Origin of the sequence: Corynebacterium suranareeae, assembly GCF_002355155.1 — a bacterium.
Classification (GTDB): domain Bacteria; phylum Actinomycetota; class Actinomycetes; order Mycobacteriales; family Mycobacteriaceae; genus Corynebacterium; species Corynebacterium suranareeae.
Window position 1 is genome coordinate 718,308 of record NZ_AP017369.1, and the last position, 16,387, is coordinate 734,694.

Below are 16,387 nucleotides of genomic sequence, written 5' to 3' on the forward strand. Positions count from 1 at the left end.
AGGTTAGCGAAACTTCAGCGAAGAGGATCGGTGAGGAACTGAAGATTGGGTTTTGGGTTGGAAAATGATTCAAAAAGGCAACCGATGCGAAAATCTCCAGACACTTGGCCACGGTCTCTTTGCCGCCATTCCACTGCCCACCCGATGTAGTAGTCAATATAGAAAAACCAGCCTTCAAGGGCATTCCACAGACAGTCTTGGATTTGTTTTTGAGAGAGGGAGTCCCACCCCTTTGGAAACGATAAGGTCGCCCCGGGGTAATGAAAAGCGCCCGGGGCGTGGGAGAGAAGATCATTGATCAAAGCATCAAAATCAACGATCAGTGGTACAACAAAATCCTGGTCGTCATACGTGAAACTGAAATCAGGGAAAAGCCAACGTTTCGGTGAGAATTTCATCGCCTGACCCATGGAAAAATCCCTGTTTTCTGCAGCAGAGATAAGCCATTGTGGGAAAATTCTCGCCAGCTCTTCGCGGGCCCTTTCTGCATGTTTTGACACTAGCCAAGCTCACCGGCATAGTGGTTGAACTTGTTACCCCGAACAAAACCAGCCAGGAAAATTCCGGCATCTTGTGCAGCTTCAATAGCTAATGATGTCGCAGCACCAACAGCGATTACTCCAGAAATACCAGCCATCGCAGCCTTTTGGACGAGCTCAAAAGAAGCCCTGGAACTCATCACCAAAATTGTGTTCTCCAAGGGGAGCTTCCCAGCCATAAGCATGTTTCCAATGACCTTGTCAGCTGCATTATGCCGACCGACATCCTCACGAACAATCAACATCTCACCATCAAGCGTGGCTAACCCTGCGGCATGAACCCCGCCAGTTTTATCAAAAAGCTTCTGCTGTGATTTCAACTTATCTGGCAAAGACACAATCATCTTAGGATCCGGAGCAATCGGCGTAATCGGCCAGCCCTTTTTGTTCATCAACTGCTCAATAGACGTGGTGCCACAAACACCACATGCAGATGTAGTTACTACATTGCGTTGGACTGCCACCAGGTTTAGTTCCCTTGTTGTTCCGGAGAGCGGGCTGCGGGGTTGGTCATGGGATTTGTTTAGCGGGTTATCTTTAGGGTTTTCTTTAGGGATGACATCAAGTTCCAAAACATTGTAGGTATTTTGATTATCCGGCCCTACTGCTCCCGCACAGTACCGAGCAGTATAAACCTCAGAAGCATCCGTGATAAGGCCTTCCGATAGTAAAAGACCATGGACTAACTCGATATCATGTCCTGGCGTGCGCATGGTTGTAGTAAGTGCCGTGCCATTAACCCGAATTTCTAGAGGCTCCTCAACTGCCACAGTATCGGGGCGAGTGTTCACAAACACTTCCGTATCAGTAGATACAACGCGTGGAACCTGCAAGTTCTGGGTGATCCGACCCATTATTAATTGTCCTCCGGGTAATTTTTAGCGATGATTTCTTGAAGCCGCAGAGCGTTAACCAACGTGGATTCCGCCCAATCATCAGAACTTTCTCCAGAACGGCCGGCGGCAAGACCAAGGAGGAAAGACGTCATCGGTGCAGCTGGGCGGGACGGTCCATGTGCAACATCACGAGTGAGATTAAGCAGGTGGGGTACAACCTCTGTAAGAATGTCTGCATCAATATTCAGCTCTGCGCACACGGTGTTGAGCCACTGGTACATCTTCTGCATTTTTTCGGCTTCATCACGGGGGTTAGTGCTCGTGGCCTTACTCAATTTCACACTCATTTCTGATGATGGCTGCAACTATAAATAGGCCCGCTTCCTCGTTTATTCAAACAAGGAAGCGGGCGTGGAAAATTCCCTGAAGAGTCGACTGGCAGGTTTAAGGAAAATTTTTAGGAGGCTGTACGTCCTGTTGCTTCAAGACGAACCACAACTGACTTGGACACTGGAGTATTAGATCGCTCAGCAACAGAATCTAGAGGGACCAACACGTTAGCTTCGGGGAAATACGTGGTGACGCAGTCCCTTGCGGTGTCATATTCCACCACACGGAAGTTTGGTGCTCGGCGTTCGCCATCATCAAACACAGAGACAATATCTACGATGTCTCCGTCTTTGAGTCCGCGTTGCTTGCAGTCTTGTGGATTAACGAACACAACGCGACGACCATTGCGTACTCCACGGTAACGATCATCAAGTCCGTAAATAGTGGAGTTGTACTGGTCATGCGACCGCACCGTGTTCATGAGCAAATAGTCCTTTGGCAACTCAATCACATTCGTTTCATTGACTGTCAGTTGTGCTTTACCGTTGGACGTATTGAAAATGCGCTCACGAGGACCGTTGGGGAGGAGGAAACCACCAGGGTTATCGATGCGACGGTTGAAATCATGGAAGCCTGGGATGGTTGCTTCGATATGATCGCGGATCACATCGTAGTTATCAATCATGGGCTGCCAGAAGTCATCACCAAATGTCTTTTTACCGATGGTTCCAATGATGTCGCACTCGGACTTCAAACTTAGATCCTTGTTGGCAGTCCGCTTTCCAGTAGAAGCGTGAACAGCTCCGGCGGAATCTTCTACAGTGACACGCTGAACACCGGACTTTTGGATATCTTTGTCAGTACGAGCAATGACCGGGAGAATGAGGGATTGTTCACCAGGCCAGGCTTGCGAACCATTCGGTTTGGTGGACAAGTGAACTGTCAGCTCATTTGATTCCATTCCCTTTTCCACGACTGAGGTGTCCGAAGATACGCGCACCAAGTTGCCTCCGAGGGAGAGGAAGAACTTGGTTTTTCCTTCACGCATGGCACGAAGAGAATCCACCGTGTCGTACCCGTGCTTGCGGGGAACATCAAAACCAAATTCTTTTTCAAGTGCAGCAAGGAAAGATTCTGGCATTTTCTCCCAAATGCCCATGGTGCGATCACCTTGAACATTGGAATGCCCACGCAGCGGAGCAGTACCTGCACCAGGTTTGCCGATATTTCCAGTCAGCAGTAGGAAGTTCACCATTTCCCTGATGGTGTATACGGCGTTCTTGTGCTGGGTGACACCGAGAGTCCACGACACCACCACGGTATCGGACTTTTCCACCATGTCAGCGGCCTTTTGAATCTGAGCAGCACTAAGGCCACAGCCTTTGAGCAGAACGTCATCATCAAGTGAGTTGAGATGCGCGATGGTTTCATCCACACCAGAACAGAACTTATCCAAAAACGCATGATCCAAAGCATCTCTACGGATGAGTTCTTTGTTTAATGCTTGGAAGAAAGCACGGTCACCATCAAGTCGGATCTGCAAGTATTCATCAGCAAGCTTGTCTGAAATGCTTAAGGCACCCTTAACTGATTGAGGTTCGCGGAACTTCATCAAACCAGTTTCAGGCATGGGATTTAGCGCTAGAATTTTGCCACCGTTTTCCTTTAACTCTTTGAAGGCAGTCAGCGCACGTGGATGGTTGGTGCCAGGGTTCTGGCCCACGGAAATTAGCAAATCAGTGTTGTAGAAATCTTCCATCACCACTGAGCCTTTACCCAGACCTAATGTTTCCCCCAACGCAGTACCGGTGGACTCATGGCACATGTTTCCGCAATCTGGAAGGTTATTAGTGCCTAGTCGCCTAGCTAAAAGCTGCAGCATATAAGCAGGCTCATTTGGTGCTCGACCTGAGGTATAGAATACGGCTTCATCTGGCTCGATCTCACGAAGCTTTGACGCAATAATCTCAAAGGCACGTTCCCATGAAATAGGGCGATAGTGATCATCGCCAGAGGAACGATCGTAAAACATAGGCTCTGTGATGCGTCCGCGTTTACCGAGCCAATGATCTGTTTTTTCGCGCAGATCATAAATAGAGTGCTGTGCCCAAAATTCACGGCCAGCTCGGTCAGGGGTTGTTTCTTCCGCGACTGCTTTTGCGCCGTTTTCACAGAACTCCACAACACCAAGATTGGCAGTAGACGGTTCCGGCCATGCGCATCCAGGACAATCGATGCCACCAGGTTTGTTCATGGTGATTAGTGGCAACAATGCACGATGGGGAATAGCGTGCTGGAGAGCATGTAATACGCCTGGTACTCCGGCAGCGGAGGTTATTCTTCTTCCCACATCCGGATCATCAAATTCATTCGCGGTGGGATTCACGTTAGAAATCTCAGTTGGAGGGGTTGTCATAGATCACAGTCTAGACCCCTCAATTACATGCATGCCGAAAAAAGAATCTTTCTATCTGCATGGGGGTATTTGGAAAAACAAAAATCAGGAGAACCCCCAGTGCATCGGATAAAATCTAGCTAGTCGTTAGATATGGCAAAGTATCGAATCGAACCGTTAGTTTTTCAAGGGAAGCCGGTTAACAATCCGGCGCTGACCCGCAACCGTAGATCAACTTCACTTGAAGATTTCAAGCGAAGATGACGAGCCGGATTACTTGGAAAATTGGCTTTGACTTAGAACCTTTTCGTCGTGGACTACGAAAAGCTTGCACTTTCATTTTCTACACGCCAAGTGTTCTAAGACGACGTCTGTCCATCGGCGCTCTAATGCACATTACAGCGTTTAAAGAATTGAACATGAAAGGTTCTATAGCCTTGACCACCACTTTTAGCCGGGTTGCGCTAACCTCATTGGCAGTTGCTGCAACCACTTTGTCCCTGAGCACCGCTGCGAATGCGCAGTCTTCTGATTATGGCACTTTTGAAAAGCCTCTTGATGCTCGTGAGTGCGTCGATGCAGGAAATGTTTGGGTTTATGTTGAGTACGGCGCAGATGTTGACAAAGAACCCGAGGGCGCATGTGCCACCGAGTTCACTGATGGAGTTGTCGCACTAGAATCCGCAGGGTTTGTACTTACGTGGGAAGAATTCCCATTTGGCAAGATGATGACCGGCATCAACGGCGTTGTTCCAGTGTGGGAAGAAACTGAAACCTACTGGGTGTACTCCACCGGTGAGGTAGCAGACGACTACAGCGTCACTTATGAATACAACTCAGATGGTGCCTCTGATGCACACCCTGAGCCTGGCACGGTTGAGGCGTGGGTTGTTGGTACCGGAGCAGAAACCCCAGCGCTCGAAGTACTTCCAGAAACCCCAGCTCCTGGTTCTTCTGAAAATGGTGGATGGATCGCTGCCATTGCGGGACTTCTTGCACTTATTGGTGGTGGAATCGCTGCGCTATTCCAGGGTCTAATCACTATTCCTGGTCTGGTGTTGCCACAGTTCTAAGCGGATCACCCCATGGCGAAAGCCTAAAACCCAAAGCCTAAGACCTAGAAACCCCAAGCCACTAGGCGCCGAAGTCGCGCTCGATGCCGAAAGCGGCGCGGCGGCTGGCTCGTCGTAAAGCCCCTAAAACGGGTTTTGCTGTGAGCAGCAACAATACTGAGGTGAAAAACGCGCGCCCTAGATCCCACCCCATTGAAGTGGTCAGGCAGAACAGCACGAAGGTGTGCAAGTTTTCCAGAATGGGCGCGCCGGGGGTAAAGGACAGGCCGGTGGATACGCCGATGGCGTAGGGCCAAAAGCTCATGTTCATCATGGTGCCGTAGCCGAGCGACGCGATGGTGGCGTAGACGACGAGGATGAGTATTTCTTTTTTACCTCGAATTTGGGGGAGGAGTCCGGCACCGAAGCTGACCCAGGCGGCGGCGAGCATTTGGTAGGGGAGCCAGGGGCCGATTCCTGCGGTGAGTAGGGCAGATGCGAACAGGCCAGTGTTGCCGAGGATGAATCCGAAGCCCGGGCCGAAGGCTCGTCCGCCGAGGATGAGGACAAAAAATACTGCTTCAAAACCTGCGGCACCTGCACCAAAAGGACGTACCACGGCGACTATTGCTGTTAGAACACCGAGCATGGCTACGGCTTTGACGTCGAAACCGTTTTCGCTGATTTCTGCGATCACTGCGGCAAGCACGAGTGGGATGACAATGGCGATGTAAAGCGGTGCTTGGGCTTTATCGGAGAGAAATGACTCTGGATTCACCACAAGTGGCCAGAAAAAGATCACGATGCTTAAAACCGCAAGAAAACTTAAGGTGAAAAAGGTTTTCGGCTTAAGGGAAATGGCATTAGAGACAGTGCTGATCATGAGATCTCCCCATGGCTTAACGCTGCCTTGACTGCCGGGACAGTCAGCCAATGGGATTCTTGCTGGATACCTGCGGTGATTTTGGCAACCTGCGGGGCATAGGCCGGTGAAGCGGCCAGAATATCAACAGCTGGTCCATCGGCGAGGATTTTTCCAGAAGCCATGAACAACACACGGTCGGCGCACAGTGCGGAGAATTCCACATCGTGGGTGACCACTAATACGGAGTGACCGGAGTCTGCGAGTTGTTGGAAAGAGCGAGCTAGGGATTTCTTGCCGTCGTAATCTAGGCCTCGGGTGGGTTCGTCGAAAAGCACCACGCGTGGTTTTGCAGCAAGCTGGATGGACAGCGCGAGCGAAAGTTTCTGGCCTTCTGAAAGATCACGAGGATGCAGGTGATCTGGAATATTGGGGACTAAAGAATTGAGGATCTCTCGCGTGGTGCCCGCAGGTACGGATGCGTCTTTGTCAGAGCGTGCAAGTTCTGCGCGGACTGTTGACTCATACAAAATATCGGTAGGGGTTTGCGGAACCATGGAGACCAGGTTGCGGCGCTTGGCAGGCTTTAAAGCCTTGGGGTCCGACCAGGATTTGGGATCCGACCAGGATTTCAGGTCCGACCAGGATTTGGGATCCGACCAGGCCTCCGAACCTTCTTTTAAAACCTTCACCACACCTTGATTCCTTGTGCCAGAACCTTGCAGCGCCCACAGCAGGGAAGATTTACCGCAACCGTTTCGGCCCATCAGCACGGTGATTTCACCGGCATGCAGGTTGAGGTTCACGCCGTCAACAGCGCGAATTTCTGGAAAATCAACGACAATATCTTCCGCGATCAGCAGTGGCTGTGGATCATGCTGCAAATTTTTGCTCACAACTAATCCACGTTGGTAGAGCCGTTGGCGCATCTCAGCAGAGTGAGTGCGAGCATCACGGATCGATAGCGGTAGGGGAGTCCAGCTTGCCCAGCGCCCTAATTCCACAATCGGTGGTGCCACATCTGCCTCGGCCATGATTTCTTCAGGCATCCCCACGGTCACGTGCCCATCAGCACCCACATGTGCCACGCGGTCGACGTATTGCAGCACGCGTTCAATGCGGTGTTCGGCCAAAACGACAGTCATCGCAAGGTCGTGCGCAAGCTTGGTTACGGTTGCCAGCACGTCTTCCGCACCGTTGGGGTCCAAAGCGCTGGTTGGTTCATCCAAAATAATCAGTGCAGGGCGGGTGGTCAGCACGGCGCCGATTGCTACGCGTTGCTGCTCACCGCCAGATAGTTCCGCCAATGGCACATATCGCAGTTCGGCGATGCCTAAAAGATCAAGTGTTTCTTCCACGCGTTTGCGCATTACCGCAGGTGGTAGCCCTAGTTGTTCCATGCTGTAAGCAAGTTCTTCTTCCACCGTGCTGGTGATAAAACTTGCCGCAGGATCTTGCCCGACCACTCCGACTACATCTGAGAGCATGCGGGGCGGAAAATCTCGCGTGTCGCGCCCCACCACACGCACGTGTCCATCAAGCCTGCCTCCGGTTGCATGTGGCATCGCACCCGACATCGCTTTCAGCAGCGTCGATTTGCCTGCGCCAGTACGCCCAATAACCAGCAGGATTTCGCCTTCATTGAGCGTCAGATTCACGTCACTAATTTGTGGGGTGGCAAGCGTGCGCTCATCGTCATAATACGACGCGGCGACGTTTTCCAGCTCCAGCACCGGCTCGGTCGACCACGCTGTGCGCGCGCTAAAAGGAAGACTCATGAAACTGCCAATCTTTCCGGGCCGGCGCCTTGCGCCTGGCGTGTTTTTGCTTTTCGACGCTTGACCCTCACTTTGTTCTTCGGCAAGCGAGGAGTTAAGAATCCTGGAACAGTCGCCACAACAAGACCCGACAGCACAAGCAGGGGAACAGTGTCTGGCATGTGCAGTGGAACCCACGTGGTGATCATGGATGTGGGATCAATTTTGCGAGTTAGCGCTGCCATCAACAGCGGTAAAATTCCCGTAATACAGACCAACCACTCCGCAGCACCCCACGGCAATTGATCAAACGTTGTCGAGGTTTTTCGTCGAGAAGCAATCACTAAAGAAATATTCAAAAACCCCACGCCAGTGATAAACACCGGAACGGCAACAAACATCGGCGACGACGCATCCAACACCACAAATAATCCAACCGTCACACCAATGATCCCCAAGCTGGCAAACACAGACGTGATGCGTTTTTCCAGCTTGGAGGCGTGGGCCTGCCTGCCATATCCGCGAGCGTCCATCGAATTGGCCAAATCCAACGATCGATCCAACGTGTCCTGAAAAACAGGCATCAAAATACGAGCAAAACCCCGCACACCTTTTGCCTCATCACCACGCAAAGTGCGTGCACGATTAATACGAATCGCCGACGCCGCCATCTGAGGTGCAATCGAAATACCAATAATCACCGCCGTCGCTAATTCCCCCAACGCTCCAGGAAGTGATTTAAGCAATTTCTTAGGATCTGCCAAAGAGTTTGCTGCACCCACCGCCACGATCATCGTTCCAAGCGTCAACCCTTGAGTAGTGGCGATGATCAACCCCTCTAGATACACCGTGCCAAAAACATTGATTCCAGCAGCCCACGCCGGCAGCTGGAGGGGTGGAATACGAAACAGTTCTATCGTGCCGATTTTCGCACCCACCACAATATGCATGACCAAGCGGTACACCACCAACCAACCGGCGATCATCAAATAGATAGGAAATGCGCGAGCCCACGGCGAAGCTCCACGGCGGTTAAACACCACGAAACACAAAGTGGCAAAAGTAAGAGCTAAAATATAAGGATTGTTGGTCATGCTGGCAGAACCAGCAATGCCCAAAGCCCACACCCACCATGCCCAAGGATGCACAGCCCGCCGTGACAACACATAGCGCTTAAACCATCTCACAAGCGTTTTAACCCTGAATCTCTGAACGACGAATAGCCCACGCAGCAACTGCCGACGCTGACACCAAAGAAATAACAGCCAAAGTCAGTCCAATGATCCACCCTTGCGTCGAAGATTCCTCAGCGCTGGTGGCATAAATTTGCGGAGTGGACTCAGCCGTTCCATTTGTGGCATCGGTTCCAGCTGGAGCTACAAGCACCTGAGTCGACATGGGATCTTCTTCAGTAGCTATGGCTGTTTCGCCTGCAGGACCGGATCCAGCAGGGGCCTGGACTGCACTGGTAGTTTGTGGCGCCGCTGCCGCAGCCACCAGCTTTTCGTAATCATCCTTGGTGATCGAATTACCATCTGAATCCTGATACACCAACACCTCATTAGGGTTTTCTGGATTTATTTCTGCTGTAGCAGCTGTTCCTTGTCCACCTGCTGGACCGACACCAGAGCCTGCAATGACGGCTTCGCTTGGCTCGTTACTGTCATCAGTTCCAGAATCAGCCATCGGAGCAGAAGTAGTGGGAGTTGTTGTTTTAAAATCTGATGGATCAAAACCGTCATAATTGTAACTTGGATCCTGTGAGTCTAAGCCCAGCTCAGCTTGAGTTTTACTCACTGGGATTGCGCCGGGGCGATCGGTATCACCCCAATACCACGCCTCAACGGTGCCAGCCTCAGGGTAGTAAGAAAAAGCACCAAGATTGCTGTACTCCCATTCATCACCGCCAAGCGGTGCATGCCAATAAGCCCAGTAAGCCTCTGCCGGTGATGTGGTCATGCATTCATCTACATCAGGTCCGGGATAGTTGTTGATCCGACACAGATAATCGGGGAACTCCATGGTGGTTTCAACATCGAATCCGGCATCAAGAAGTGTTTGGTAACCATTTCCGCCAGGTTCAGCGCAGCCGACGGTAAAACCCTCAACCATCACCGTCACCTGGTCATCGTCACAGGGGGTGGTCAGAGCATGAGCAGATGGCACCCAAGGGGTCAGCGCGAGAACAACCCACATGGCCGTGGCGAGTACAAGAGCCTTTAGCGGCAGGTGCAAAGTTGAGGGGAAAGACATTGTTGAGCTTCTCTCAAGTTTTAGAATTGCGTTGGCAAGTTAGCCAGCATTGGCCCCATGACACCTGCGATAGCAGCGAGGACAGCCAAGATAGCAACGATGATCCCAGCGCTACCGAAACCACTTGATGAACCTTCAGGATCATTAGGTGTTGGATTTGGAGTTGGTTCGGGGATTGGATCTACAGGCTCATCAATGGTGAAAATATCAGAGTTGGCATAGTTGCCTCCAGCAAAAGCCAACGCAGCCTGTCCAGTTGCACGACGAACCTGATCATTTAAAACAGGGTTGTTTTGTTTGCCGGCAACATTCATAGCAAATCCACCCTGGAGTGATGGGTCTGCGTCCTGACCAAACTGGACTGATTCCAAGTATTCATAGGCTTTGAGATAGTTTTCCTTATCTCCAGCAAGTGCAAATGCAGAACCTGCAAGTCCAGTGGAATTCGAGTTCACACCAGTCCAAGGATTGAGGACTCCGCCTGTTTCATCCATTTTGGAAGCAAGATAATCAAGAGTTGCCTGGGTAGTCGGGTCTTGAGCACCATTAGCCAGAACCAATGCTTGAGCAACCATTCCTGTGGCATCGGTATCAGTGGAGTTGCATGATGGCGCTACGACTGAAGCTAGTGGGACACCACCGTCTGGGCAGACCTGTGTTTCTAGAAAATCAGTTGCTCGGGCAGCAGCCTCAGATTCACCAACGCGGTGCAATGCAAGAACACCCCAGGCTTGACTGAAGTTGTTGATTGCAGAGGTTGCTTCACCATTAGCGAGATTTTTTAGCTGGCCATTGTCTTGCACAGAGTTAACCAGCAAGTCGATGTATTCAGGATTACGCTCACCGAAAGTATCCTGAAAGACAATAGATTTAGCAAGACGATCCGTTTTTAATGTATCGCCGAAGTAAATGTAGCTTTCGAGGCTTGAGTTAATAGCGTCAAACGCAGAATCAATTTCGGAAGAATTAGGATCAAGCGCATTCAATGAAAGCAGAAGATCTTGAGAAAGGCTGATATCTGGAGTGCCAATGGGCCCAGGAATAATGCCATTGCCAGCTGAGAATTCTTTTTCAATAAACGCAGCAGCTAATTGATTATTGGCTTCAGAAGCAGTGTCTTGTGCTGTTGCAATCTGAGGAGCTAACAGAGAAACACCGGCAGCTAGCGCAACTGTTGCAGCAGACCAGTTAATGGTTTTCTTCTCACAGAGATGAGCCATGAAAACATGTCCTTAACAATGAAATGCGGAAATGTTCTGATCCCCATTTCTAAGGCAAGCGTGGCTGCACTTCATCAAACGGGGCTTCAGAACCGTAATCCTCGACGGTTTGGAGCCAATTGTCACTTCTTCAGGTAATCCGACTTAATGCACTGCCGGTTAAAGGGATATGCAAAATACGGTTGCGGGTCAGCATCGGATTCTCACCGAAATTACCCTGAAAAAGGACATATGGATTCCTACACCATAAAATCACTATCTGCGCAGGTCAAATGCGAGCCCCGCCAAGAGTGTCAGCTAAAACGTAGTATCTTGCAATTAGTTTCTAAGAATTGAGTGTGGTCCAACAACGGAACCTGATTGGGGCAGTTTCCAAAACCGGCATAAATGAATAACTGCTAGGAGCTCAGAGGGAGCTTGACCTCCAGGTGAAGTGAGACGAAATAGTAACCTCGCTTAAATTTCCTTTAGGAGGCGACATCTTAACGGGCGACTTCACGTGGTCGACTTCGCTCGGGTACGGGCGGATTTCGTAGCGATGTCGCCTGTTAAGAAGTTGAGCACGTGAAGTCGTCACCGAGAAGTCGTACTGTAGTATTTTTGCAGCCGCTGGTTGAAGTGGCCCGCTTTAAGTTCGAGACCGCACCTCCAATTTCTTAAGTTCGATACCGCTAGGAAAATCACCAAAAACGGCACGAAATTGAGCTTGTGATATTGCTGTTGCGAACTCGGTACCGTGAAATCGAACTTAAGACACCAAGGCGTTTATCGTTTGTTTAAGACGTTGAATTTTTCCGATGGGTGTTTGTATCACTTGAGGGCTTAAAGACCGTGAGAGGCGATTTTAGAGGCTCACTTTTTCTGGGCCCTTTGAGCAGTTTCTCACCGCACTTCATCTGACGACCAAGGAAGCTTCTGGTGGACCTGGGTTTGGTCTTCTGCGATGTTTTCCAGGCTTCATTATTTGACCTGGCGACCAAGGATCTTTGATCGCCCTATGTATTGGGTCTTATGTGACGGTTGTGTCGGTCAGGCGTGAATGGTGTTAATCCAATAGCGACGTAATCCTCGGATTGTTGATTCGAAGATGCCGCCGCAACGCTCGATGACTGTTCTGGATGCCACGTTATCTTCTTTAACGCACACCAAAACCTTGTCTATACCCATGGCTCGTGCTTCTTGGACTCCAAGTTTCAACGCTGCAGTGGCAGCACCTTTTTGGCGTGCCGATGGTCGAACGCTGTAACCAATATGTCCGCCCACTTCGAGGAGATGTTGGTTAAGGGTGTGCCGCAATGCTAAAAAGCCGACCAGAACATCGTCATCATTAAGGATCCAATAATAAGTACAGTGCACGAAGTTTTCTGGTGGTGGAACAGCTGGGTCGGCTGCCGCAGCGCGATCGTTTAAGTAGTGAAGAAATCCATCTTGGGAAAGGTCAATAGGTGGGTGGTTTTCAAAATAACCCGAACCGTCAATGGGGCCATCGCCGAATTCTTCCAAGGTGGCTTTCCACATGTGATAACCAGAGTTAATAGGCGCGGTTAGTTTGTACATCAGCCCAGGTTAGCAACGCTAACCTGGGCCTGCGCTAAGGGATTGTGTTTTGCGGTGTAGTGCTGTACTCTGTCCGTTTGGACTTTGCACCAGAAAACTCTATAGAGCACAACGGTGTTTTAAAGATCCATGTAAACGTAAACACCTACTTTGTTGTAGGCCCCCCGCCATGAATGGCGATCCGTGTGGGAAATGGCAGCGAGCAAACCGACTATTGAGTTCGGGGAGCGTTGAGTGGCCAGAAAACACACGGTTAACGTCCAAGGTGGGAAGGGAACCCCAACGAGAAAGGCATCAGGTCGTCTCTAATGACAATGACTGATCCAATCGCCGACATGCTGTCGCGCGTGCGCAATGCTAGCAATGCGCACCATGACACCGTGTCCATGCCATCTTCAAAGATCAAGGCAAACATCGCCGAGATCTTGAAGCAAGAAGGCTACATTGCTAACTACACCGTCGAGGACTCCAAGGTTGGAAAGACCCTGACCCTCGAGCTGAAGTACAGCAACACCCGTGAGCGCTCCATCGCTGGTCTGCGCCGCGTTTCCAAGCCAGGTCTGCGTGTATACGCTAAGTCCACCAATCTGCCACAGGTTCTGGGCGGCCTGGGCGTGGCTATCATCTCCACGTCACAGGGCCTCCTGACCGACCGTCAGGCTACCGAGAAGGGCGTAGGCGGAGAAGTCCTCGCCTACGTCTGGTAATAGGGAGGATTGACTAAATATGTCACGTATCGGAAAAGAACCGATCACCATCCCATCCGGTGTCGAAACCAAGATCGATGGACAGTTCGTTGAGGTCAAGGGCCCTAAGGGAACCCTGAACGTTAACGTTCCTGAGCCAATCTCCGTTGCAGTCGAAGACGGACAGATTGTTGTCACCCGCCCGGATGATCACCGCACGAGCCGTTCCCTCCACGGACTGTCCCGCTCCCTGGTTAACAACCTGGTAGTTGGCGTCACCGAGGGCTACACCATCAAGATGGAAATCTTCGGTGTCGGTTACCGTGTAGCGCTGAAGGGCAAGGACCTCGAGTTCTCCCTCGGCTACTCACACCCAGTTCTGATTGAAGCTTCTGAAGGCATCACTTTCGCAGTTGATGGCAACACCAAGCTTTCAGTTTCTGGCATCGACAAGCAGAAGGTTGGACAGGTCGCAGCAGTGATCCGCCGCCTGCGTAAGGACGATCCTTACAAGGGTAAGGGCATCCGCTACGAGGGTGAGCAGATCCGCCGCAAGGTCGGAAAGACGGGTAAGTAAGCAATGAGCAACACTGAAAACAAGCAGAAGCGCGTTTCCGTTGGCAAGGACATCGCGACTCGTCGTCGCGTTGCCCGTGCACGCCGCCACTTCCGCATCCGCAAGAACCTGCGTGGCACCCCAGAGGCTCCACGTTTGGTTGTCCACCGCTCTTCTCGCCACATGCACGTTCAGATCATCGATGACATCGCAGGCCACACCCTGGCAGCTGCATCTTCCATCGAAGCTGAAGTTCGCGCAACCGAAGGCGACAAGAAGGCTAAGGGCGCAAAGGTCGGTCAGCTGATCGCCGAGCGCGCTAAGGCAGCTGGTATCGAGCAGGTCGTCTTCGACCGCGCTGGTTACAAGTACCACGGCCGCGTTGCAGCTCTTGCTGACGCCGCTCGTGAAGGTGGTCTGAAATTCTAATGATGACCATTTCCAAGAACATCAACGGAAGGATTGCGTAATGCCGGGACGTGAACGGCGTGACGGCGGACGCTCCGCCGACGACAACAAGCAAAACGATCGCAACGAGCGTCGTGGCGGAGGCCGCCGCGATGACCGTCGCAATCAGCAGCAGGACGAGCGCTCACAGTACATCGAGCGCGTAGTCACCATCAACCGCGTTTCCAAGGTAGTCAAGGGTGGTCGTCGCTTCAGCTTCACCGCACTTGTCATCGTTGGCGACGGCAAGGGAATGGTCGGTGTCGGTTACGGCAAGGCCAAGGAAGTCCCTGCCGCTATCCAAAAGGGTGCAGAAGAGGCTCGCAAGAACTTCTTCCGCGTCCCAATGGTCAACGGCACCATCACCCACCCAGTTCAGGGCGAGAAGGCAGCCGGCATCGTTATGCTGAAGCCAGCTGCTCCAGGTACCGGCGTTATCGCTGGTGGCGCAGCTCGTCCAGTGCTTGAGTGCGCTGGTATCCAGGACATCCTGTCCAAGTCCCTTGGTTCTGACAACGCTATCAACGTCGTCCACGCAACTGTGGATGGCCTGAAGCAGCTGGTCCGCCCTGAAGAGGTTGCAGCCCGCCGTGGCAAGACCATCGAAGAGGTCGCCCCAGCACGTATTCTGCGTGCACGCGCAGGTCAGGAGGCGTAAGAAATGGCGCTGAAGATTACTCAGATCAAAGGCACTGTGGGCACCAAGCCCAAGCATCGCGACAATCTTCGTTCCCTCGGTCTAAAGCGAATCCGCCAGTCCGTGGTCCGTCCCGACACCCCAGAGGTTCGTGGCATGGTCCAGGCTGTTCGCCACCTGATCGTCGTCGAAGAAGTGGCGGGGGAGTAGGTAACAAATGAGCGAACCAATTAAGCTCCACGATTTGCGCCCAGCACCGGGCTCAAACAAGGCTAAGACCCGCGTTGGTCGAGGCGAAGCATCCAAGGGTAAGACTGCAGGTCGCGGTACCAAGGGTACCAAGGCACGCAAGCAGGTCTCTGCAGCATTCGAAGGTGGCCAGATGCCACTGCAGATGCGTCTTCCTAAGTTGAAGGGCTTCAAGAACCCTAACAAGGTTGACTACCAGGTAGTTAACGTTGCAGATCTTGCAGAGAAGTTCCCACAGGGCGGCGACGTCACTGTAGCTGACATCGTTGCAGCAGGACTTGTCCGCAAGAACGAACTGGTTAAGGTTCTTGGCAACGGCGACATCAGCGTCAAGCTGAACGTCACCGCTAACAAGTTCTCCGGCTCTGCCAAGGAAAAGATCGAAGCCGCTGGCGGCTCCGTCACCGTGGCATAAGTTCTCTTAGAACTTAAAAATTAGTTTGACCCCCAAGGGAAACCTTGGGGGTCAAACTTGTTTGTAGGGGACTTCTAGTGGAACTTTTGGAATGTTATCAAACTGGCAGCTGACTACATCCACCTTTTAATGTCGGGGTTCAACCACATTGGGATCTCGGCGGCGTAATCCAATAATTCGGTTACATCCTCCGGTGTCCTAAGCTCATCGAATGCATTTCTCCAATGTATCTTTTGTGGAGCATTTAGATCGATCTTCTCTATAAACCAATCACCTGCAATCCAGTCAGACCACATCAGTTGTACTGAACCAAATTCGATGTTGTCAGGAATATAGGTAGGGGAGATCTGAGAAAAATAGCCCACGAATGTTTCCCCTCTGCTTTCTTCAACCCTAAATACAACTAGGAGACAATCCTCCTGCACCCATGTAGCCGCCATAGTCAAGGTAGGCCATGTTGTTTTGTCGTGGTAGTCAAAGGCATTTTCCGACGGTATTAGATCTTCAAACATCTGTGACATACGCAAAACTACTTTTTCTAAGTCAAGTTCATAATCTGCTCTGTAGGTCATAACCGTAGGTCCAATGCTGGGATA

At 51.4% G+C, this 16,387-nt stretch carries 18 protein-coding genes and 1 riboswitch; of the genes, 7 read left to right on the forward strand and 11 right to left on the reverse strand.

Annotated features, from left to right (window positions below):
- Positions 1–14: 14 nt before the first annotated feature.
- From N24_RS03445 to fdhF, 4 genes are all read right to left on the reverse strand, one after another.
- Positions 15–500, reverse strand: coding sequence for a hypothetical protein (locus N24_RS03445; protein WP_096454351.1), 486 nt, complete (start codon positions 498–500; stop codon positions 15–17).
- A complete protein-coding gene (gene fdhD, locus N24_RS03450; RefSeq protein WP_096454353.1) occupies positions 500–1,393 on the reverse strand; it encodes a formate dehydrogenase accessory sulfurtransferase FdhD in 894 nt (297 codons plus the stop codon). Before fdhD ends, N24_RS03445 begins: the two co-directional genes overlap by 1 nt.
- Positions 1,394–1,395: 2 nt before the next feature.
- Positions 1,396–1,722, reverse strand: a complete 327-nt coding sequence (locus N24_RS03455; protein ID WP_096454355.1) for a DUF6457 domain-containing protein — start codon at positions 1,720–1,722, stop codon at positions 1,396–1,398.
- Between the two features lie 110 nt (positions 1,723–1,832).
- A complete protein-coding gene (gene fdhF / locus N24_RS03460) occupies positions 1,833–4,121 on the reverse strand; it encodes a molybdenum-dependent formate dehydrogenase FdhF (protein ID WP_096454357.1) in 2,289 nt (762 codons plus the stop codon).
- 416 nt (positions 4,122–4,537) lie between these two features.
- On the opposite strand from fdhF, the gene N24_RS03465 reads away from it, so the two are divergent.
- Positions 4,538–5,173, forward strand: a complete 636-nt coding sequence (locus tag N24_RS03465) for a hypothetical protein (RefSeq protein WP_096459665.1) — start codon at positions 4,538–4,540, stop codon at positions 5,171–5,173.
- A 61-nt stretch (positions 5,174–5,234) separates the two neighbouring features.
- Here N24_RS03465 and N24_RS03470 read toward each other — a convergent pair whose 3' ends face one another.
- The 6 genes from N24_RS03470 to N24_RS03495 all read right to left on the reverse strand — a co-directional run bounded on the left by N24_RS03470 (position 5,235) and on the right by N24_RS03495 (position 12,801).
- Positions 5,235–6,035, reverse strand: a complete 801-nt coding sequence (locus N24_RS03470; protein ID WP_096454360.1) for an ECF transporter S component — start codon at positions 6,033–6,035, stop codon at positions 5,235–5,237.
- Positions 6,032–7,792 carry an ABC transporter ATP-binding protein gene (locus N24_RS03475; protein WP_096454362.1) on the reverse strand — a complete coding sequence of 587 codons (1,761 nt, stop codon included), beginning with the start codon at positions 7,790–7,792 and terminating at the stop codon, positions 6,032–6,034. Before N24_RS03475 ends, N24_RS03470 begins: the two co-directional genes overlap by 4 nt.
- Entirely contained in the window at positions 7,789–8,958 is a 1,170-nt protein-coding gene (locus N24_RS03480; RefSeq protein WP_157736393.1) for an energy-coupling factor transporter transmembrane component T, read from the reverse strand. Before N24_RS03480 ends, N24_RS03475 begins: the two co-directional genes overlap by 4 nt.
- A gap of 7 nt (positions 8,959–8,965) precedes the next feature.
- Complete coding sequence (locus tag N24_RS03485; protein ID WP_096454364.1) at positions 8,966–10,024, reverse strand: oxidoreductase; 1,059 nt, start codon at positions 10,022–10,024, stop codon at positions 8,966–8,968.
- A gap of 20 nt (positions 10,025–10,044) precedes the next feature.
- Positions 10,045–11,244 (reverse strand): prenyltransferase/squalene oxidase repeat-containing protein, encoded by a 1,200-nt coding sequence (locus N24_RS03490; RefSeq protein ID WP_096454366.1) that lies wholly within the window; start codon positions 11,242–11,244, stop codon positions 10,045–10,047.
- A 79-nt stretch (positions 11,245–11,323) separates the two neighbouring features.
- Positions 11,324–11,485, reverse strand: a riboswitch (adenosylcobalamin (AdoCbl) riboswitch).
- A gap of 788 nt (positions 11,486–12,273) precedes the next feature.
- Positions 12,274–12,801: a GNAT family N-acetyltransferase gene (locus N24_RS03495; RefSeq protein ID WP_167382015.1), complete on the reverse strand. Its 528-nt coding sequence runs from the start codon at positions 12,799–12,801 to the stop codon at positions 12,274–12,276.
- 308 nt (positions 12,802–13,109) lie between these two features.
- Between N24_RS03495 and rpsH the strand changes: the two genes are divergently transcribed.
- Genes rpsH through rplO form a run of 6 tightly spaced genes read left to right on the forward strand, consistent with a single transcriptional unit; the run spans position 13,110 to position 15,791 of the window.
- The gene (gene rpsH / locus N24_RS03500; protein ID WP_096454368.1) at positions 13,110–13,508 is read left to right on the forward strand and encodes a 30S ribosomal protein S8; all 399 of its coding nucleotides are present in this window, start codon (positions 13,110–13,112) and stop codon (positions 13,506–13,508) included.
- A gap of 19 nt (positions 13,509–13,527) precedes the next feature.
- On the forward strand, positions 13,528–14,064 hold the full coding sequence (gene rplF / locus N24_RS03505) for a 50S ribosomal protein L6 (protein WP_096454370.1): 537 nt from the start codon (positions 13,528–13,530) through the stop codon (positions 14,062–14,064).
- A gap of 3 nt (positions 14,065–14,067) precedes the next feature.
- A complete protein-coding gene (gene rplR / locus N24_RS03510) occupies positions 14,068–14,472 on the forward strand; it encodes a 50S ribosomal protein L18 (RefSeq protein WP_096454372.1) in 405 nt (134 codons plus the stop codon).
- A 40-nt stretch (positions 14,473–14,512) separates the two neighbouring features.
- Entirely contained in the window at positions 14,513–15,148 is a 636-nt protein-coding gene (gene rpsE, locus N24_RS03515; RefSeq protein ID WP_003854347.1) for a 30S ribosomal protein S5, read from the forward strand.
- Between the two features lie 3 nt (positions 15,149–15,151).
- A complete protein-coding gene (gene rpmD, locus N24_RS03520; protein WP_096454374.1) occupies positions 15,152–15,337 on the forward strand; it encodes a 50S ribosomal protein L30 in 186 nt (61 codons plus the stop codon).
- Between the two features lie 7 nt (positions 15,338–15,344).
- Positions 15,345–15,791, forward strand: coding sequence for a 50S ribosomal protein L15 (gene rplO, locus N24_RS03525; protein ID WP_096454376.1), 447 nt, complete (start codon positions 15,345–15,347; stop codon positions 15,789–15,791).
- A 113-nt stretch (positions 15,792–15,904) separates the two neighbouring features.
- On the opposite strand, the gene N24_RS03530 is transcribed toward rplO, so the two are convergent.
- Entirely contained in the window at positions 15,905–16,363 is a 459-nt protein-coding gene (locus tag N24_RS03530; protein ID WP_096454378.1) for a hypothetical protein, read from the reverse strand.
- Between the last annotated feature and the right edge of the window lie 24 nt (positions 16,364–16,387).